The organism is Dyella sp. (assembly GCF_051962475.1).
GTDB lineage: Bacteria > Pseudomonadota > Gammaproteobacteria > Xanthomonadales > Rhodanobacteraceae > Dyella_A.
Genome location: NZ_JBQCCF010000068.1, coordinates 41439 through 61280, shown reverse-complemented (window position 1 = coordinate 61280; position 19842 = coordinate 41439). Strand labels below are relative to the sequence as shown.

The window sequence follows — 19842 nt, the reverse complement described above, 5'->3', positions numbered from 1 at the left end:
TCAGCTGACGGTCGCGCCGCCGCAGAGTTTCTCGAGCAACTGCTGTTGCACGTTGCGGGGACTCTGGCCGCTCGCCGGCTGGGCCCGCACGTAGCTGCCATCGGGCTGCAGGATGGAAGCACTGACGTTGTCGGCGAGGTAGAGATCCAGCTCGCGACGCACGCGCTGGATCATTTTCTTGCCCTCGATGGGGAAGCCGGTCTCGACGCGGCGGTCGAGGTTGCGCTCCATCAGGTCGGCACTGGCCAGGTAGAGCTTCTCCTCGCCGCCGTTGGCGAACCAGTACACGCGGCTGTGCTCCAGAAAGCGGCCGATGATCGAGCGCACGCGGATGTTGTGCGAAACGCCCGGCACGCCGGGACGCAGGCAGCACATGCCGCGCACGATCAGGTCGATCTTCACGCCCGCCATGCTGGCCTTGTACAGCGCGCGGATCACCTTGGCGTCGGTCACCGCGTTGACCTTGATGATGATCTGCGCCTGCTTGCCGGCCTCGGCGTGCGCCGTCTCACGGGCGATCAGGTCGAGCAGGGTCTTCTTCAGCGTGAAAGGCGCATGCAGCAACTTCTTCATCGGCTGCACCTTGCCCATGCCGGTGAGCTGGCTGAACAGCTTGTGCACGTCCTCGCAAAGCACCGGATCGGAGGTGAGCAGGCTGTAGTCGGTATACAGGCGCGCGTTGCCGGTGTGGTAGTTGCCGGTGCCCAGATGCGCGTAGCGCACCAGCTCGCTGCCTTCGCGGCGTTGTATCAGCATCAGCTTGGCGTGCGTCTTCACCCCCACCACGCCATAGATCACCACCGCGCCGGCCTGCTGCAGGCGCGAGGCGAGCGTGAGGTTGGATTCCTCGTCGAAGCGCGCGCGCAGCTCGATCACCGCGGTCACCTCCTTGCCGGCGCGTGCGGCATCCACCAGTGCGTCGACGATTTCGGAGGTGGCGCCGCTGCGGTACAGCGTCTGTTTGATCGCCAGTACAGCCGGGTCTTTCGCCGCCTGGCGCAGCATGTCCACTACCGGGGTGAACGACTCATACGGATGCAGCAGCAGCACGTCCTGGCGGCTCAGGCTGGCGAAGATGTCGTCGGACTTCTTCAGTTGCTTGGGAATCGAGGGCGTGAACGGCTGGAACTGCAGATGCGGGAAGCCCGCCTTGCTGGCTACCCCGAACAGGCGCGACAGGTTCACCGCGCCATTGACCTCGTAGAGCTCGGAGGCGTTGAGATCGAACTGCTTGAGCAGGTAGTCGATCAGCAGCTTCGGGCAGTTGTCGGCCACCTCCAGCCGCACCGCGTCGCCGAAGCGGCGCGTGTACAGGCCGCCGCGCAGCGCGCGCGCCAGGTCGTCCACGTCTTCCGGGTCGATGGTGAGGTCGGCGTTGCGGGTCAGGCGGAATTGGTAGCAGCCGTGGACCTGCATGCCGGGAAACAGCTCGTCGACATGAGCATGGATCACCGACGAGAGCAGCACGTGGTTCTCGCCGCCCTCGCAGATGTCGTCGGGCAGGCGCATCAGGCGCGGCAGCACGCGCGGTGCCGGCACGATCGCCAGGCCCGAGTCGCGCCCGAACGCGTCCACGCCCTCCAGCTGCACGATGAAGTTGAGGCTCTTGTTCACCAGCAGCGGGAACGGGTGGGTAGGGTCCAGGCCGATTGGCGTGATCAGCGGCGCCACCTCGTGGCGGAAGTAGCGGCGCACCCACTGCTTCTGCCTCAGCGTCCACTCGTTGCGGCGGACGATGCGGATGCCCTGGGCGGCCAGCTCGGGCAGGATGCGCTCGTTGAGGATCGCGTACTGGCGCTCGATCTGCTGGTGCGCCAGCTCGCTGATCATCACCAGCGCCTGCTTCGGCGCGATGCCGTCCGGCCCGACCAGCTCGTGGTCGAAGGCGATCTGGTCCTTCAGGTCGGCCACGCGGATCTCGAAGAATTCGTCCATGTTGCTGGAGAAGATCAGCAGGAACTTCAGCCGTTCCTGCAGCGGCATGCTCTCGTCCAGCGCCTGGTCCAGCACGCGGATGTTGAACTGCAGCTGCGACAGCTCGCGATGGATGTACAGCGAGCGATCGGACAGGTCGACCGCACCCACGGCTTCCGCAGGTGGCGCGGACGGTGCGGTTGCGGTGGGCTTCTTGCGCTGGTTCATCGGGCTTCTATCCGGGGAGAGGTCGGCGATGCAGACGGACACCGGCGAGCGTCATCGCACGGACATGTTGGGCTGCCTGCTTGACGTCCATGTGACACGCCCATGCGGCACGCCCATGCTACCGGCGGCCCCGCATCGCGGCAGCTGACCCATGTCAGTTGCCGGTGTCGCGGCCGTGCCGCGTGAGGTAGCGGCTGGGCGCGTCGCCGAGTACGCGGCGGAAGGCGGCGGTGAACGCGCTGGGGCTGCCGTAGCCCAGCTCCACCGCCACGCGGGTAACCGACTCGCCGCGGCCGAAGCGGGTCAGCGCTGCGAGCAGGCAGGCCTGCTGGCGCCAGCTGGCGAAGCTCATGCCGGTCTGGCGGCGGAACAGCCGCGTGAAGTTGCGCCGGCTCATCCCCGCCTGCTGCGCCATGGTGTCGATGTCGACGTCCAGCGCCGGGGCATCGAGCAGGCGCCGGCACAGGCGGGCCAGGCGCGCGTCGCGCGGCAGCGGCGTATTCAGCGGCAGGGCCGGCATCGCAGCGAGCTCGTCCAGCAGCAGCGCCATTACCCGTCCGTCGCGGCCGTCCAGCGCGTATTCGGCCGGCAGGTCCACCGCCTCGTGCAGCAACGCATGCAGCAACGGCGATACCTCGATCACCCGGCAGTGGATCGGCAGGCCGATCGCCTCGGCCGCCTCGCGGCGCACGTAGGCGCTGTGGGTGGACACGGTGCCGCTCATGCGCACCTCGTGCGCCACGCCGGGAGGAATCCACAGCGCCCGCCGCGGCGGAACCACCCAGCTGCCGGCATCGGTGATCACCGTGACCACGCCGGTGGCGGCATAGAGCAGCTGGCCACGTTTGTGCGCGTGGCGGGGAAGCACGAAGTGCGGCGGGTACTCGTTGCCGGTGGTGACGACGTCGCGCGGGGTGTCTTCGTAGTGGACGACGCGGGTGTTGCGCATGCCGGCGGTATGGCCCGAATTCAATAGAAGTTGACCCGTTGATACAAGCGGGCCGCTCGGAGCGACTCTAAAGTGACCGCCCCGGTCACGCAACGACCCACTCCCCGAGCCCTGCCAATGGACATCCGTGTCGACAATGCGCCCCTGCCGCCTTCCGAGGCCGCCGCCACGAGCGTGCCGCGCGCGTCCGACGGCCCTGCCGTCGCGGTGCTCGGCGGCATCAGCTTCGCCCACATGCTCAACGACATGATCCAGTCGCTGATCCTGGCGATCTATCCGTTGCTGAAGGAAGGCTTCCACCTGAGCTTCACTCAGATCGGCCTGATCACGCTGACCTACCAGATCACCGCTTCGCTGCTGCAGCCGCTGGTCGGCATGCTCACCGACCGCCGGCCGATGCCGTACTCGCTGCCGGTAGGCATGGGCTTCACCCTGCTGGGGCTGTTGCTGCTGTCGGTGGCGCCCAGCTTTGCGCTGTTGCTGCTGGCCGCCGCGCTGGTCGGCACCGGCTCGGCGATCTTCCACCCCGAATCCTCGCGGGTTGCCCGGCTGGCCTCCGGCGGACGGCATGGGCTGGCGCAGTCGGTGTTCCAGGTTGGCGGCAATGCCGGCGCCTCGCTCGGGCCGCTGCTGGCGGCGTGGATCATCGTGCCGCACGGGCGCGGTAGCGTGGCCTGGTTTTCGTTGGTGGCGCTGCTGGCGATCGTGGTGCTGCTGCAGGTGGGGCGCTGGTACGGCGAGCATCACGTGGCGCGCGGCCGGACGGTCGTACGGGCGCCCGTCGCCGCGCTCCCGCGGTCGCGGGTGGTCGGCGCGCTGGCGATCCTGGGCCTGCTGATCTTCTCGAAGTATTTCTACCTGGCCAGCCTCAGCAGCTACTACACGTTCTATCTGATCCACACGTTCGGCGTGTCGGTGCAGAGCGCGCAGGTGCATCTGTTCGCGTTCCTCGTCGCCGTGGCCGCCGGTGGCCTGATCGGTGGCCCGGTGGGCGACCGCATTGGACGCAAGTGGGTGATCTGGGTGTCCATCCTCGGCGTGGCGCCGTTCACCCTGTTGCTGCCGCACGTGGGCCTGGCGTGGACCGGCGTGCTGTCGGTGGTGATCGGGCTGATCCTGGCCTCGGCATTCTCGGCCATCCTGGTGTATGCGCAGGAGCTGATTCCCGGACGCGTGGGCATGGTCTCGGGCCTGTTCTTCGGCTTCGCCTTCGGCATGGGCGGCATCGGTGCGGCGGTGCTCGGCAACCTGGCCGACGCGCATGGCATAGCCTACGTCTACCGGCTCTGCGCCTATCTGCCGCTGATGGGGTTGATCACCGTGTTCCTGCCCGATCTGGAGCCGCCGCGGGCGCGGTGACGCCGTCGTGGGCACGGGTTAGCATGACCGGACCGGTCACCCCGCGTGACCTGCGACCCCAAGGAGTCACCCATGCGTTCGAGCAATCCCGTCCTGAAAGAAAAGGTCTTCCAGGGCCCGTTCGCCGCGGGCGAGCGGATGACCATGAACGGCACCATCGCCAAGACCGGCCTGTTGCTGCTGCTGACCGTAGTGACCGGCAGTTGGACCTGGAACCGCTTCGCCGAAGCCGCTGCCGATGGCAACCTGCAGGCGGCGATGGCGGCGGTGTCGCCGTTCCTGTGGGGCGGCTTGCTGGTGGGCTTCGCGCTGGCCATGGTGTCGAGCTTCGCGCCGCGCTGGTCGGGCATCACCGCGCCGCTCTACGCGATTGCCGAAGGCTTCGCGCTCGGCGGCATCTCCGCCTTCATGGAACTGCGGTTCCCGGGCATCGTGCTGCAGGCGATCATGCTCACCGTGGGCGTGCTGGCGGCGATGCTGCTGCTCTACCGCACCGGGGTGATCAAGGTCACCGACAAGTTCCGCATGGGCGTGGTGGCGGCCACCGGCGGCATCATGCTGCTCTACCTGGTGGACATCGGCCTGCGCGCCTTCACCAGCATCCAGATTCCCTTCATCCACGAATCCGGCGCCATGGGCATCGGTTTCAGCCTGCTGGTGGTGGGCCTGGCGGCGCTCAACCTGGTGCTCGATTTCGACATGATCGAGCGCGGCGCCGCGCAGGGCGCGCCGAAGTACATGGAGTGGTTCGGCGCGTTCGCGCTGATGGTCACGCTGGTGTGGCTGTACATGGAAATCCTGCGCCTGCTGTCCAAGGCGCGTCGCTGAGGCGACCGATCCGGGTCAGTCATCAAGCTCGGTCGTCGCGCTCAGTCGTCGCTTTTGGGCAGTTCCGACATCGGCAGGCTGATCCGGATCACCGTGCCCACGCCATCGCCCGGCAGCGCCTCCACGCTGCCGCCGTGTGCGCCGATCATGCCGCGGCAGATCGCCAGCCCCAGGCCGGTGCCCTGCGGGGCGCGGTCGCCGCGGGCCACCGAATAGAACATGTCGAAGATGCGCGCGCGTTCGTCCTCGGGGATGCCCGGGCCGCGGTCGGCCACGTCGATCAGCAGGCGGTCGTCGGCGACGTGCACGGTGATACGCACCGGCTCGTTCGGTGGCGAGAAGCGCGCGGCGTTCTCCAGGATGTTGAACAGCGCCTGCTCGATCAGTGCCGGGTGCACGTACATCAGCACCGCGTCACGCGGCGCGTCGGTCTCTACGCGCAGGTCGGGGAACAGCTTGCGCAACCGGCCCAGCGCCGCGCCGACGATCTCCGCGCTGTCGGTCCAGTCGCGGTTGAGCTTGAGCGTGCCGTGGCCCAGGCGGGTCATGTCGAGCAGGTTCTGGATGTAGCGGTCGAGCCGCTGGCCTTCGCCCAAGATCGAGGCCAGCAGCTCGCGCCGCTCGGTCGCCGGCAGTTTGTCCTCGTAGCTCACCAGGGTGCCGGCGGCGCCGATCATCGAGGCCAGCGGCGAGCGCAGGTCGTGCGACACCGACGACAGCAGCGCGCTACGCAGGCGTTCGGTTTCGCCCTGCACGCGGGCACCCTCCAGCGCATCGGCGAGCCGCGCGCGCTCCAGCGCACGGCCGATGTCCTGCACCATCGCCAGGGCGAGGCTGCGTCGGTCGGGGTTCAGCGCGGCCGGGTCGTCGAAGCGCAGCGCCGCCACGCCGAGGCGATGATCTTCGGTGCCCAGCGGCAGCATCCAGCAGGCGGCGCCGTTGAGCGTGTCGGTATGGCGGCCGGCGGCCTCGGCGTGGCGCTCGCACCAGTCAGCGGCTGCCTGATCCTGGTGGCTCAGCGCGAAGCTGCGCGGCGCGCTGGCGGCTGGCTGCAGACGCTGGTCGGCATCGCGCACGAGCAGCGCGGCGTGGGCGCCCAGCGCCTGAGCCAGCGCCTGGGCGCCGGCCTCGCGCACGGCCTCGGCGTCGGTGCTGGCCGCCAGTTGCTGGCCCAGGCGCAGCAGCGCACGTGCGCGCACCTGTGCGTCTCGCAGCGAGGCCACCTGGCTGGACAGTCGGGTGGCCAGCCGGCTGCACACCAGCGCAGTGACCAGGAAGAGCGTTACCGCCAGCACGTCGTCGGCGTTGGCGATCACCAGCGTGTAGCGCGGCGGCGCGAAGAAGAAGTTGTAGCCGAGGAAGCACAGCACAGCCGTATAGACGGCCACCGCCATGCGCGTGCGCACCGCGACCACCAGCACGGCGATGAGGAAGATCAGCGAGAGATTGGCCACCGACAGGTAGCGGTCGGCGGCGAAGGCGGCCAGGAAGGCGATGCCGGCGGCCAATGTGGCGTAGCCATAGTCGCTGCGTGATCCGCGCGCGCGGGTGCTCCGCCGCCGGCGCGCCTGGGCGCGCTCTGCCGGCGTGGCGATGATGGTCAGCTCCATGTGCGCACCACGACGCAGCAGCTGCTGGGTGAGGGAGATGCCGAGCAGGCGCGCGATCGGCCGCTCGCGGGTACGCCCGAGGATGATCTGGCCCACGCCCTCGCGATCGGCGTGGGCGAGCAGTTCGTCGGCGATCACGTGGCCGCGCAGGATGATCGCCTCGCCGCCCAGCCGCTCGGCCAGCCGCATGGCGGCGTCGAGCCGTTCGCGGCGAGCCGGGTCCAACGTTGCGCCGGTATCGACGAAGGCGACGCTCCACGGTGCGCCGCGCCGCTCGGCGATGCGGCGGGCCACGCGCACCAGGTAGTCGCTCTGGCCGTAGCCGTCGATCGCCGCCAGCACGTGGCGGCGTACCGGCATGGCCGTGCCGCGAGCGAGCATGTGCTCGCGCAGATCGCTGTCGACGTGGCCGGCGATGGTTTCCACCGCCAGCTCTCGCAGCGCAGCCAGGTTGGTTGGCGAAAAGAAGGCATTGAGCGCGGCGGCCGCGGTTTCCGGCACGTAGACCTTGCCCTGCTTGAGCCGGCCTATCAGCTCGCGCGGCGGCAGGTCGACCAACACGATGTCTCGCGCGCGATCGAGAAACGCGTCGGGCACGGTCTCGCGCACGGTGATGCCGGTGATCCGGCGCACCTGGTCGTTGCGGCTCTCCAGATGCTGCACGTTGAGCGCGGTATAGACCTCGATGCCGGCATCGAGCAGCTCGGCGATGTCCTGCCAGCGGCGCGTGTGACGGCCGCCGGGCAGGTTGGTATGGGCCAGCTCGTCGACCAGCAGCACCGCTGGACGCCGCGCCAGTGCGGCGTCGAGATCGAACTCGTTGAACTCGCGTTTGTGCTGCTGCACGGTGCGCCTCGGCAGCACTTCCAGGCCCTCCAGCAGCGCGGCGGTTTCCGCCCGGCCGTGGGTTTCCACCAGGCCAACCACCACGTCCACGCCCTGCCGTTTCAGCTCGCGCGCGGCCGAGAGCATGGCGAAGGTCTTGCCCACGCCCGGGGCGGCGCCAAGGAAGATCTTCAGCCGGTGCTGGTCCGCGCCCTGCGTGGCATGCAGCAGGGCGTCGGCTCGGGCGTCACGCGAGGAATCGGTCATCGTCGTGTCTCGTCGGTGACAGGGCGGATGGAAGGATCAGCGCTTGGCGAGTGCATCCAGCGCCAGGTTGAGTTCGAGCACGTTCACGCGGGGCTCGCCCAGCACGCCGAGCTGCCGCCCCTGCGTGTGTGCGCTCACCAGCGCCTGCACCTGTGTCACGTCGAGCCGGCGAAGCCGCGCCACCCGCGCCACCTGGTACTGCGCCGCGGCCGGGCTGATCTGCGGATCGAGCCCACTCCCCGAGGCCGTCACCAGATCCACCGGCACCGGCGCGTGGTTGCCTGGGTCGGCACCCCGCAGTGCGGCGACGCGCTGCTTCACCGCATCGACCAGGGCCGGGTTGGTCGGCCCCTGGTTCGAGCCGGACGATGCGCCGCCATTGTAGGGGTTGGGCGCGGTGGCCGACGGCCGGCCCCAGAAATAGCGCGGGTCGTCGAACGACTGCCCGATCAGCGCCGAACCGACCGGCTTGCCGTCGCGCGTGATCAGGCTGCCATCGGCCTGGTGTGCGAAGGCGAGCCGGGACAGACCGGTGGCGGCCAGCGGATACAGCACACCGGTGATCACGGTCATCACCAGCAGCATCAGGAAGGATTGGCGCAGTAGCTTGAACATGGGAATGCTCGCTTGGTTGGAATGTGCGGCCACAGCTGGCCACGTGGTGCATTCAGCGATGAAAGATCGCTCGCACTAGAACGTGCCTTGCAACATCACGAAACCGCGGCTGCCGCCGACGTTGCGGGTGTCGTTGGCGTCGAGGAAGCTGGCGGTGCGACGGTAGAAGTCGGCGTTGCTGGCATGGGTGATACCGCCGCTGATCGACCAGTGCGGGTCGAACTGGAATTTCAGCGTGGCGCCGAAGTCGCTGTAGCTCGGACTGCGAGCGCCATTGGCCAGCGGTGTCGCCAGCGCGGTGGTGTAGTGCGTGTGGCCGGCATGCAGGGCCAGGCTCCAGGCATCGGCCAGCGGGAAGCTGGCATCCAGCTGCAGGTAGTCGGTGCCCTTCGAATCGCCGGTGTAGCCCTGCTCGGTGTCCACGCCGAAATAGTCGGTGAGCGCGCGGTTGTACTTCAGGGTGAACTGCTTCCAGCTCAGCGCGGCGTTCGCCTCGGCGGTGTTGAGCGAGCGCGAGGGCAGGCCAGCCTGGTCGAGGTTGGCGCCAGGGTAGACATAGCCGTACACGCCTACGCGCCAGGACCAGTCGCTATTGATGGCCTGGCCGTAGCTGGCGTAAAGATCCAGCTCCATGGCGCCGCCGGGGTAGCTGCGCTCGCTGATGCTCGAACCCCAGAAGCCGGCGGCAAAACCGTCCGGGTTCGCGTAGTCGGCACCGCCCTGGATGGCCGGGCGGCCCCAGGTCTGGGTGAGGCCGCGGAACATGTAGTCGGAGGTAACGGCGACGTTGCCGGTGACCGGATTTGCCGCGGCCTGTTGTGCGGCGGCACCGGCGCAGGCCAGCGAGAGGAGGGCAGTGGATGCCGTGAGGTAACGCAGTTTCATGATGGACTCCGCGTCGCGTGTTGAAGGTGCGACGCACGGGTGGATGGGATGCGATCAGATGCCGGCGTAGCCGCCCAGCTCGTAGTCGTCGCTGACGCTCGGTGCGGGTGCCGTGGCCGGCAGGGGCGACGTGCCGGCGCGCGGCGTGCGCACCGGCAGCGCGATCACCACGCCGCCATCGATCTCATCGGCCGACAGCTTCAGCTGCACGTCGTCGTGCGTGTCATCGGGGAAGGAAACAGAGACTTTCAGGGTATGCATGACGAGGTTTCCGTCAGTGGGTTTAGCGGGCCCGGCGACCGCCGGGCCCTGCGCGCCAGGCCTCAGGCCAGGCCGAGCAGCACCAGCAGCAGGTCGATCAGCTTGATGCCCAGGAACGGCACGATGACGCCGCCCAGGCCGTACACCAGCAGGTTGCGACGCAGCAGTGCACCGGCGCCGAGCGCGCGGTACTTCACGCCCTTGAGCGCGAGCGGGATCAGAAAGATGATGATCAGCGCGTTGAAGATCACCGCCGAGAGAATCGCGCTGCGCGGCGTGGCCAGGTGCATCACGTTGAGCGCGTTGAGCGCGGGGTAGGTGGTGGCGAAAGCGGCCGGGATGATCGCGAAGTATTTGGCGATGTCGTTGGCGATGGAGAACGTGGTCAATGCGCCGCGGGTGATCAGCATCTGCTTGCCGATCTCCACCACTTCGATCAGCTTGGTCGGGTTGGAATCCAGGTCGACCATGTTGCCGGCTTCCTTGGCCGCTTGAGTGCCGGTGTTCATCGCCACCGCCACGTCGGCCTGGGCCAGCGCCGGGGCGTCGTTGGTGCCGTCGCCACACATCGCCACCAGGCGGTTTTCGGCCTGGATCTCGCGGATCAGGCCGAGCTTGGCTTCCGGCGTGGCTTCGGCGAGGAAGTCGTCCACGCCGGCCTCGGCGGCTATCGCTGCGGCGGTGAGCGGGTTGTCGCCGGTGATCATGATGGTCTTGATGCCCATCGCGCGCATCTCGGCGAAGCGCTCCTTGATGTCGCTCTTGACGATGTCCTTCAGCTCGATCACGCCCAGCGCCAGCGCACCGTCGGTGACGATCAACGGAGTGGCGCCGCGGCGGGCGATTTCCTCGGCGATGCGCTTGACCGCCGTGGGTAGGTGGCTGTTCTGCGCATCGAGATGACGCTCCACCGCATCGAGCGCACCCTTGCGGATGAGCCGGCCATCGATATCCACACCGCTCATGCGGGTCTGCGCGGTGAAAGGCACGAACTGCGCGTCGCCCTCGGCCAGCGTGCGTGGCGCCAGGCCATAGCGCTCGCGCGCCAACGTCACCACGCTGCGGCCTTCGGGCGTTTCGTCGGCCAGCGAGGCGAGCTGGGCCGCTTCGGCAAGGATGCGCTCGTCGATGCCCGGCGCCGGCGCGAAGGCGACCGCCTGGCGGTTGCCCAGGGTGATCGTGCCGGTCTTGTCCAGCAGCAGCACGTCGACGTCGCCCGCCGCTTCCACCGCACGGCCGGAGGTGGCGATCACGTTGGCGCGGATCATCCGGTCCATGCCGGCGATGCCGATCGCCGACAGCAGCGCGCCGATGGTGGTGGGGATCAGGCACACCAGCAGCGCCACCAGCACGGTGAGGGTGATCGGATGGCCGCTGCCGGCCGCCTGCACGCTGTAGATGGAGTACGGCAGCAGGGTGACGCAGGCGAGCAGGAAGATCAGGGTGAACTTCGCCAGCAGGATGGTCAGCGCGATCTCGTTCGGCGTCTTGCGTCGTGCCGCGCCTTCGACCATCGCGATCATGCGGTCGAGGAAGGTCTCGCCCGGGTTGCGGGTGATGCGCACCACCAGCCAGTCCGACAGCAGCTGGGTGCCACCGGTGACGGCGCTGCGATCGCCGCCTGCCTCGCGGATCACCGGTGCGGATTCGCCGGTGATCGCGCTTTCGTTGACGCTGGCGGCGCCCACGATGGCCTCACCGTCGCCTGGCAGGATGTCGCCCGCCTGCACCAGCACCACGTCACCGGCGCGCAGGTCGGCCGAGGACATCAGGGTGACCGCCGCATCGCGCTGCGGTGCGGCCAGCTTCTTGGCCAGCACGTCCTTGCGGGAGCTGCGCAGCGCATCGGCCTGCGCCTTGCCGCGGCCCTCGGCCAGCGCCTCGGCGAAGTTGGCGAACAGCAGGGTGAACCACAGCCACAGGCTCACGGCGAAGATGAAGCCGGTCGGCGCCTCGCCGTGGCCGGCCAGCGCCTGCACCCACAGCCCGGTGGTGAACAGGCTGCACAGGAACACCACGAACATCACCGGGTTGCGGAACTGCAGCCGCGGCGAGAGCTTGCGGAAGGAATCGGCGACGGCAGCCAGCACCAGCTCACGGTTGAACTGGCTCGTCGCATGCGTGTGCGAAGTCATGGATCAGTGTCCCAGCAGAGATTCGACGATCGGCCCCAGGGCCAGCGCCGGCAGGAAGGTCAGTGCGCCAATCACGATCACCACGCAGGCCAGCAGCGTGACGAACAGCGGCGTGTGGGTGGGCAGCGTGCCGGCCGACGGCGGCACGCTGCGCTTGGCGGCCAGCGAGCCGGCCATGGCGAGCATCGCCACGATCAGCGGATAGCGGGCCAGGAACATGCAGATGCCCAGCAGTACGTTCCAGAACGGCGTGTTGGCTGACAGTCCGCCAAACGCGCTGCCGTTGTTGTTGGACGCGGAGCTGACCGCGTAGAGCATCTCGCTGAAGCCGTGCGCGCCGGGATTGGCCACGCCGCCGAACCCGGCCGGGACCATCACCGCGATGGCGGTGCCGATCACCACCAGCGCGCAGGGAATCAGCACGGCGATCGAGGCCATCTTCATCTCGTGCGCCTCGATCTTCTTGCCGAGGTATTCGGGCGTGCGGCCCACCATCAGGCCGGCGATGAACACCGCCACCACGGCGAACGCGAGCATGCCGTAGAGGCCCGAGCCGACGCCGCCGAAGATCACCTCGCCGAGCTGGATCAACCACATCGGGACGAGCCCGCCGATCGGCGTGAACGAGTCATGCATCGCATTGACCGAACCGTTCGAGGCAGCGGTGGTGGCGGTGGCCCAGATCGTCGAATTGACGATGCCGAAGCGCGTTTCCTTGCCTTCCATGTTGCCGCCGGCCTGCAGCGCCGAGGCGTGCTGGTCCACGCCCAGCCCGTGCAGCAGCGGATTGCCGGCCTGCTCGGCGCCCGTGCACACCAGCAGCAGCGGCACGAAGATCACCAGCATCGCTGCCAGCAGCGCCCAGCCCTGGCGACGGTCGCCAACCATCTTGCCGAAGGTGTAGCAGAGCGCCGCCGGAATCAGCAGGATCGCCAGCACCTCGAAGAAATTGCTCAGCGGTGTGGGGTTCTCGAACGGGTGCGCCGAGTTCACGTTGAAGAAGCCGCCGCCGTTGGTGCCCAGCTGCTTGATCGCGATCTGCGAGGCGGCCGGACCCATCGGCAGGGTCTGCGTGGTCACTGGCACATCATGCGCGGCGTCGTGGCCGGCGGCGTCCTTGACGGTCTCGATGTAGTGCGTGGTCTGCAGCACTGGCACTTCGGCATAGGGCTTGAAGTTCTGCACCACACCCTGCGACACCAGCACCAGGGTCAACAGCAGCGACAGCGGCACCAGCACGTACAGCGTGCTGCGCGTGAGGTCGACCCAGAAGTTGCCCAGGCCGGTGGCGCTCTTGCGTACGAAGCCGCGGATCACCGCGATCAGCACCGCGATGCCGGTGGCGGCGGAGAGGAAGTTCTGCACCGCCAGACCCAGCATCTGGGTCAGGTAGCTCATGGTCGATTCGCCGCCGTAGCCCTGCCAGTTGGTGTTGGTGGCAAAGCTGATGGCGGTGTTCATCGCCGAGTCCGGCGACACCGCGGCCATGTGCGCGGGGTTCAGCGGCAGCCACAGCTGCAGGCGCTGCAGCGCGTACACCGCCAGCAGGCCGAGCAGGTTGAACACCAGCATCGCCCAGGTGTACTGCTTCCAGCCCATGTCCTCCTCGGGATGGATGCCGCAGACGCGGTAGAGCACGCGCTCCACCCCAGCACCCAGCCGCGTGACGCGGTTGGGCGCGTCGGAGAACACGCATGCCATGTAGCTGCCGAGCGGTTTCACCAGCAGCAGGAGTACGCCCAGGAACAGGGCGATCTGGAGATAGTCGTTGGTGGTCATTCGAACCACTCCGGCTTGAGCAGGGCCACGCAGAGGTAGCCCGCGACAGCCACTGCGATCGCAGCGGCCAGTGCATAGAGGATGGTCATGGCAGGTTCCGTCGGGTAAATCGCGGGATTGGCGCGGCTCAGCGCCGGCCGAGGCGGTCGCAGAGGCGAACGAGGCCGGCGGTCAGGACGACCAGCGCGGCAACGAGCAGGAGGTAGGGAATGTCCAAGCGGGCGACTCCATCAAGGCGATGGCGCGCACTCTAGGAACCGGCCCATAAGAAAGGGGTAGCGCGAATGCGCTCCCCCATATAGATCGCGTAAAAATTTGGCTGCCGCCCGGGCCGGGCGGCCCCCGCCGTCAGCCGCCGATCACGACCGGCTCCGGCTCCAGCGTCACGCCGAAGGCCTCGCGCACGCGGGCGATCACCTGCTGGGCCAACGCCCACAGTTCCGGCCCGCTGGCGTGGCCGTGGTTGACCAGCACCAGTGCATGGCGGTGCGAGATGCCGGCATCGCCTTCGCGGTGGCCCTTGAGGCCGGCGGCCTCGATCAGCCAGGCGGCGGAGAGCTTCCAGCGGCCATCCTTTCCGGGCCAGGCAACCAGCTCGGGATGCGCGCGCTTCAAGGCTTCGCCGGTGGCCGCGTCGACGATGGGGTTCTTGAAAAAGCTGCCGGCGTTGCCGATCACCGCCGGGTCCGGCAGCTTGCGCGAGCGCAGGTGCACCACGGCCTCGGCCACGTGGAACGATGCGGGCTTGGCCACGCCCATGCGCTCCAGCTCTTCGCGGATGCCCGCATAGTCCAGCCGCAGCTCGTGGCTGCGCGGCAGCGCGAAGCGCACGGCGGTGACGATGTAGCGGCCCGGCTCGCGCTTGAACAGCGAGTCGCGGTAGCCGAACGCGCAGGCGGTGTGATCGAGCGTCACCACCCGGTGCTCGCGCGTGTCCCAAGCTTCCACGCTCTCGATGAACTCGGCCACCTCGGTGCCGTAGGCGCCGATGTTCTGGATCGGCGCGGCGCCGACGGTGCCGGGAATCAGTATCAGGTTTTCCAGCCCGGCCAGGCCCTGGCCCAGCGTCCAGCGCACGAAGTCGTCCCAGCGCTCGCCCGCAGCTACGGCGACGCGGGCGGTGTCGCCATCCGCCTCCACCTGCACGCCCTGCGTGGCCATCGCCAGCACGGTGCCGGGGTAGTCGCTGGCGAACAGCACGTTGCTGCCTTCGCCCAGCACCAGCACCGGGCCGCTTTTGACGGCGGGGAAGGCGAGCAGTTCGGGCAGCTTGCTGGCATCGCGGATCTCCGCCAGCAGGTGCGCCTTCGCCGCCACGCGCAGCGTGTTGCGATGGGCCAGCGGCGCGTTCTCGATCAGCGCGTAGCCGCCCATGTCGATGCGCTGGACGGGCAGGGTGTGGTCAGCGGACATCGGCCGCTCCGCGCTGGCGACGGATCTCCTCGACGCACTCGGCGATCAGCGCCGGGCCGCGATAGATCAGCCCGGAGTAGATCTGCACCAGTGAGGCGCCGGCGCCGAGCTTTGTCACCGCGTCGTCGCCTTCCAGGATGCCGCCCAAGCCGATGATGCCGACCTTGCCCTTGAGTCGCTCGGCCATGCCGCGCTGCACGGCGGTGGCGCGGGCCATCAGCGGCCGGCCGGACAGCCCGCCGGCTTCCTGCGATTGCCGATCGCTGGTCACCGCACTGTGGTCGACGGTGGTGTTGGTGCAGATCACGCCGTCCACGCCGCTGGCCAGCAGCACATCGGCGATGGCGTCGAGCTCGGCTTCGGTGAGGTCCGGCGCGATCTTCAGCAGCATCGGCTTGCGCGCGCCGTGCTGGGCGCCGAGGCGCTCCTGCGCCTCGCGCAGGGTGCCGATGAAGCGGCGCAGGGTCTCCTCTTCCTGCAGGTCGCGCAGGCCCTGGGTGTTCGGTGAGGAAATGTTCACCGTGACGTAGCTGGCGCGTGCGTAGACGCGCTCCAGGCAGAACAGGTAGTCGTCGACCGCCTTCTCGTTAGGCGTGTCCTTGTTCTTGCCGATGTTGATGCCGAGCACGCCGCGGTACGACGACTTCTCCGCATTGCGCACCAGCGCATCGACGCCGGCGTTGTTGAAGCCAAGCCGGTTGATGATCGCCTCGTGCGCAGCAAGCCGGAACATCCGTGGCTTGTCGTTGCCCGGCTGCGGGCGCGGCGTGGTGGTGCCCACCTCGACGAAACCGAAGCCCAGCGCACCGAGCGCATCGAGATGGTCGGCGTTCTTGTCCAGCCCTGCGGCGAGCCCGACCGGATTGGGGAAGCGCAGGCCGAACGCGTCCACCGGCAGGCCCTGCGGCGGCTTGGCGACGAAGCGCAGCAGCTCGCTGCGATGCGCCACATCCAGCGCATACAACGTGGCGCCGTGGGCGGTTTCCGGCTCGAGTGCGAACAGCAGGGGGCGAAGATAGGAGTACATGCGTCAGCTCAAGGTGCCCACGTAGACGCGGGTGTCGTAGGTGAAGTCGATGCGGCCGTCCACCGAGGTGGCATCGAACAATGTACGTAACGCGTCGAGCATCGGTGCGTGTTGCGGATGGCCGGGGGCGGGCGCGTAGGAGGAGGACATCAGGCGGCCCTTGAGTTCGTCGAAGTTCAGCCGCTGGCCGTGGTCGAAGCGGGCGGTGCCCCGGAAGTCGGTGCCGAACCAGGCGCGCATGCGCGGCTCGTCGGCGTAGCGCTCGGCTACGCTGGTGTAGTCGGTGCCGTAGCGCTGCAGCAGCGCTTCATAGCCTTCGAGAAACGGCGTGCCGCCGAGGTGTCGTGTGTTCCAGACGATCGCGGCCAGCCCGCCTGGGCGCAGGATGCGCGCGAACTCGCGACGGGTCGCCGCCTCGTCGAACCAGTGGAACGCTTGCGCCACCACGATCAGCGCGACACTGGCGTCGGGCAGGCCGGTGGCGTCGGCGCGCCCATCCACTGCTCGGAAGTTCGGATGACTACCGAGCCACTGCTCGGCGGCCGCGCGCATCGCCGCATTGGGCTCCACGGTGGTGACACGATGGCCGGCATCGAGAAAGAGCTTTGTCGAGATACCGGTACCGGCGCCGACGTCGGCGACGTCCCACGACGCATCCACGCCATGTTCGCGGTGCAGCCAGTCGACCAGCGCGGTCGGGTAGTCGGGGCGATAGCGCACGTAGTCGGCGACGCGGTCGCTGAAGCGTTCGGTGCTGCGCAGGTCGGGCATGGGATTTTAGCCGGTGAGCATCTGGCCGCCGTCCACGGCGAGGGTCTGGCCGGTGATCCATCCGGCCCAGGGCGAGGCGAGGAACAGCGCGGCGTGGGCGATCTCCTCCGGGGTGCCGAAGCGGCCGAACGGGATCTTCGCCAGCGTGGCGGCGTACAGCGAGGGATCGTCGCGCTTGCGTCGATCCCACAGGCCATCGTCGAAGGCGATGGAGCCGGGGGCAATGGCGTTCACCCGGATGCCATCGGCCGCCAACGCCAGGGCCTGGGAAGAGGTGTAGTGACTCAGCGCCGCCTTGATCGCCGCATAGGGCGCACCGCTGGCGCGCGGGCGCAGTGCGGCGATCGAGCTGGTGTGCAGGATGCTCGCGTGTGCGCTGCGCTGCAGGTGCGGCAAGGCGGCACGCGATGCCCGCACGGCGGCCAGCAGGTCGATGTGGAAGTTGGCCGTCCAGCCCTCGTCATCGTCGCTGAAGCCGTAGCCGGTGGCGTTGTTCACCAGCACGTCGATGCCGCCGAGCGCGCGCGCGGCCGCGGCGATGTAGTGGTCGATGGCGGCCGGGTCGGCCAGGTCGCAGGACTGCTTGTGGGTGACCACGCCCTGGGCGCGGATCGCTTGCGCCACTTCGGCGAGCGCGACCTCGCCGCGGGCGCACACCGACACCCCGGCGCCAGCCTGGGCGAAGGCGAGGGCAATGCTGCGGCCAATGCCGCGGCTGCCTCCGGCCACCACCACGCGGTAGCCGTCGAGGCGAAAGGGAACTTCGGTGCTGTCGACCCCGATCATGGCCTGACCAGGTGGAACAGCCCGAGCAGCAGGGTCCAGAAGAACAGCATGCCGACCACGCTCAGAACCAGCTGGGCATAACCCAGCACCAGCCCGGTCACGGCGAGGCCGTCGCCATCGAGCGGTTCGGAGACGGTCTGGCAGATCTCGCGGCGGGCGAGGTGCCCGCAGATCACGGCGACGATCGCGCCGATGAAGGGCAGCACGGTCCAGCCGGCAATGCCGAAGCACAGGCTGACCACGGCCAGGGTGCTGGTGCTGCGAGGGGCGGACGTCATGGTCATCGCGGGAACCCCCAAACCTCGGGCAGAAGGTTACGGTGCGCGCGAACGAGAAGTCCGCGCGCACCGGTCATGCTTACAGGTCGAACTTGATGCCCTGGGCCAGCGGCAGCGAATCGGAGTAGTTGATGGTGTTGGTCTGGCGACGCATGTAGACCTTCCACGCATCCGAACCGGACTCGCGACCGCCGCCGGTTTCCTTCTCGCCACCGAACGCGCCGCCGATCTCGGCGCCGGAGGTGCCGATGTTGACGTTGGCGATGCCGCAGTCGCTGCCGGCCGCCGACAGGAACTGCTCGGCCACCTTCAGGTTCTGCGTGAAGATCGCCGAGGACAGGCCCTGCGGCACGTCGTTCTGCATCTCGATGGCTTCGTCGATGCTGTCGAACGGCATCACGTAGAGGATCGGCGCGAAGGTTTCCGACTGCACCACTTCGTCGGAGTTCTTCAGGCCGGTGATGATGGTCGGCAGCACGAAGTTGCCCTTGCGATCGGTCAGCGCCGCACCGCCGGTGGCGATGGTGCCGCCCGAGGCCTTGGCCTTCTCCACCGCGGCCAGGTAGGCCTTCACGCTTTCCGGGCTGTTCAGCGGGCCCATCAGGGTGGTCGACAGGGTCGGATCGCCGATCTTGCCCTCGACCTGCTTGTACGCCTTGACCAGGGTCTCCAGCACGGTGTCGTAGATCGAGCTGTGCACGAACAGGCGGCGGGTGGTGGTGCAGCGCTGGCCGGCGGTGCCGACGGCGCCGAACACGATGCCCGGGATCGCCAGCTTCAGGTCGGCGCTCTGGTCCAGGATGATCGCGTTGTTGCCGCCCAGCTCGAGCAGCGAGCGACCCATGCGGTGCGCCACGCGCTCGCCGACCATGCGGCCGACCTTGGTCGAGCCGGTGAAGCTGATCAGCGGGATGCGCTTGTCGTCGACGAACTTCTGCGCCAGCTCGTTACCGCCGTCGTTGAACAGGAAGAAGATGTCCGGGAAGCCGGCATCCTTCAGCGCCTCGTTGCAGATCTTCATCGTGGCGATCGCCGACAGCGGCACCTTCGGCGAGGGCTTCCAGATGCAGATGTCGCCGGCGATGGCAGCCAGCATGGCGTTCCAGGCCCACACCGCGACCGGGAAGTTGAACGCCGAAATGATGCCGACCAGGCCCAGCGGCTGGTACTGCTCGTACATGCGGTGACCGGGGCGCTCCGAGTGCATGGTGTAGCCGTAGAGCATGCGGCTCTGGCCCACCGCGAAGTCGGCGATGTCGATCATCTCCTGCACTTCGCCGTCGCCCTCGGGCTTGATCTTGCCCATCTCCAGCGCAACCAGGCTCCCAAGCGCATCCTTGTGCTTGCGCAGCGCTTCGCCGCACAGGCGCACGGCCTCACCGCGGCGCGGCGCCGGGGTGGTACGCCACACCTTGAAGGCGGCCTGCGCGCGCTCGACGATGGTCTCGTAGTCGGCCTGGCTGGAGGCATGCACCGCCGCAATCACCTCGCCGGTGGCCGGATTCACCGGGCGCAGCGTGCCCGCATCGGTGGTCTTGGACCATTCGCCCTGGCCGAGATACGTGCCGGACTGCTCGGCGGACAGGCCGAGCGCCTTGAGGATTTCGTGGGACATGCGTACTCCTTGGAACGGCTTTCGCGACGAGATGTGGCGCCGCGGTGAAAACCGCAAGTCTAGCAGGCCCATCGGGTCGGGCCGACCCCCGCGCCAGTGGGGAGGCGTCGCCGCGGGAGCGTCATCCATGCCAGAATTCCGCCGCTGCCCTCGTAGCTCAGTTGGATAGAGCGGCCCCCTCCTAAGGGGCAGGTCGGACGTTCGAATCGTCTCGAGGGCACCATTTTCCAGTGCAACAGGCCGGCGTATGCCGGCCTGTTTGCTGTTGAGCTGGTGGTGGCTGTTGACGGGGCTCAA

17 protein-coding genes and 1 tRNA gene are annotated in these 19842 nt (G+C 68.3%); 3 read left to right on the top strand and 15 right to left on the bottom strand.

The genetic code is table 11. From position 1 onward, the window contains the following. Window positions 1-2142: a polyphosphate kinase 1 gene (gene ppk1, locus ACTHJF_RS15035; protein ID WP_440267835.1), complete on the bottom strand. Its 2142-nt coding sequence runs from the start codon at window positions 2140-2142 to the stop codon at window positions 1-3. 154 nt (window positions 2143-2296) lie between these two features. After that, window positions 2297-3091, bottom strand: a complete 795-nt coding sequence (locus tag ACTHJF_RS15030) for an AraC family transcriptional regulator (RefSeq protein ID WP_440267834.1) — start codon at window positions 3089-3091, stop codon at window positions 2297-2299. A gap of 117 nt (window positions 3092-3208) precedes the next feature. Here ACTHJF_RS15030 and ACTHJF_RS15025 point away from each other — a divergent pair, with 117 nt between their 5' ends. Both ACTHJF_RS15025 and ACTHJF_RS15020 read left to right on the top strand, forming a co-directional pair. Beyond that, window positions 3209-4450, top strand: a complete 1242-nt coding sequence (locus tag ACTHJF_RS15025) for an MFS transporter (protein ID WP_440267833.1) — start codon at window positions 3209-3211, stop codon at window positions 4448-4450. Between the two features lie 72 nt (window positions 4451-4522). Further along, the gene (locus ACTHJF_RS15020) at window positions 4523-5278 is read left to right on the top strand and encodes a Bax inhibitor-1/YccA family protein (protein WP_440267832.1); all 756 of its coding nucleotides are present in this window, start codon (window positions 4523-4525) and stop codon (window positions 5276-5278) included. A gap of 41 nt (window positions 5279-5319) precedes the next feature. On the opposite strand, the gene ACTHJF_RS15015 is transcribed toward ACTHJF_RS15020, so the two are convergent. The 13 genes from ACTHJF_RS15015 to amaB all read right to left on the bottom strand — a co-directional run bounded on the left by ACTHJF_RS15015 (window position 5320) and on the right by amaB (window position 19545). Next, window positions 5320-7980 carry an ATP-binding protein gene (locus tag ACTHJF_RS15015; protein ID WP_440267831.1) on the bottom strand — a complete coding sequence of 887 codons (2661 nt, stop codon included), beginning with the start codon at window positions 7978-7980 and terminating at the stop codon, window positions 5320-5322. Window positions 7981-8016: 36 nt separating this feature from the next. Further along, window positions 8017-8595, bottom strand: coding sequence for a potassium-transporting ATPase subunit KdpC (kdpC, locus tag ACTHJF_RS15010; protein WP_440267830.1), 579 nt, complete (start codon window positions 8593-8595; stop codon window positions 8017-8019). Window positions 8596-8670: 75 nt separating this feature from the next. Beyond that, entirely contained in the window at window positions 8671-9480 is an 810-nt protein-coding gene (locus tag ACTHJF_RS15005) for a TorF family putative porin (RefSeq protein ID WP_440267829.1), read from the bottom strand. Window positions 9481-9534: 54 nt separating this feature from the next. Continuing rightward, window positions 9535-9741 carry a hypothetical protein gene (locus ACTHJF_RS15000; RefSeq protein WP_440267828.1) on the bottom strand — a complete coding sequence of 69 codons (207 nt, stop codon included), beginning with the start codon at window positions 9739-9741 and terminating at the stop codon, window positions 9535-9537. Between the two features lie 62 nt (window positions 9742-9803). After that, entirely contained in the window at window positions 9804-11876 is a 2073-nt protein-coding gene (gene kdpB / locus ACTHJF_RS14995) for a potassium-transporting ATPase subunit KdpB (protein ID WP_440267827.1), read from the bottom strand. A gap of 3 nt (window positions 11877-11879) precedes the next feature. Next, window positions 11880-13655, bottom strand: coding sequence for a potassium-transporting ATPase subunit KdpA (gene kdpA, locus ACTHJF_RS14990; protein WP_440267826.1), 1776 nt, complete (start codon window positions 13653-13655; stop codon window positions 11880-11882). Beyond that, the gene (gene kdpF, locus ACTHJF_RS14985; RefSeq protein ID WP_440257074.1) at window positions 13652-13744 is read right to left on the bottom strand and encodes a K(+)-transporting ATPase subunit F; all 93 of its coding nucleotides are present in this window, start codon (window positions 13742-13744) and stop codon (window positions 13652-13654) included. Before kdpF ends, kdpA begins: the two co-directional genes overlap by 4 nt. A 259-nt stretch (window positions 13745-14003) precedes the next feature. Next, a complete protein-coding gene (gene murB, locus ACTHJF_RS14980) occupies window positions 14004-15029 on the bottom strand; it encodes a UDP-N-acetylmuramate dehydrogenase (protein ID WP_440267861.1) in 1026 nt (341 codons plus the stop codon). A 28-nt stretch (window positions 15030-15057) separates the two neighbouring features. Next, complete coding sequence (locus ACTHJF_RS14975; RefSeq protein ID WP_440267825.1) at window positions 15058-16095, bottom strand: quinone-dependent dihydroorotate dehydrogenase; 1038 nt, start codon at window positions 16093-16095, stop codon at window positions 15058-15060. Between the two features lie 3 nt (window positions 16096-16098). Further along, on the bottom strand, window positions 16099-16866 hold the full coding sequence (locus tag ACTHJF_RS14970) for a class I SAM-dependent methyltransferase (RefSeq protein ID WP_440267824.1): 768 nt from the start codon (window positions 16864-16866) through the stop codon (window positions 16099-16101). A 6-nt stretch (window positions 16867-16872) separates the two neighbouring features. Then, window positions 16873-17652 carry an SDR family NAD(P)-dependent oxidoreductase gene (locus tag ACTHJF_RS14965; RefSeq protein ID WP_440267823.1) on the bottom strand — a complete coding sequence of 260 codons (780 nt, stop codon included), beginning with the start codon at window positions 17650-17652 and terminating at the stop codon, window positions 16873-16875. Next, the gene (locus ACTHJF_RS14960; protein ID WP_440267822.1) at window positions 17649-17930 is read right to left on the bottom strand and encodes a DUF4190 domain-containing protein; all 282 of its coding nucleotides are present in this window, start codon (window positions 17928-17930) and stop codon (window positions 17649-17651) included. The genes ACTHJF_RS14965 and ACTHJF_RS14960 overlap by 4 nt, the downstream gene beginning before the upstream one ends. A gap of 79 nt (window positions 17931-18009) precedes the next feature. Then, window positions 18010-19545: an L-piperidine-6-carboxylate dehydrogenase gene (amaB, locus tag ACTHJF_RS14955; RefSeq protein ID WP_440267820.1), complete on the bottom strand. Its 1536-nt coding sequence runs from the start codon at window positions 19543-19545 to the stop codon at window positions 18010-18012. 146 nt (window positions 19546-19691) lie between these two features. Here amaB and ACTHJF_RS14950 point away from each other — a divergent pair. Further along, a tRNA-Arg gene (locus ACTHJF_RS14950) sits at window positions 19692-19768 on the top strand. Window positions 19769-19842: the final 74 nt, after the last annotated feature.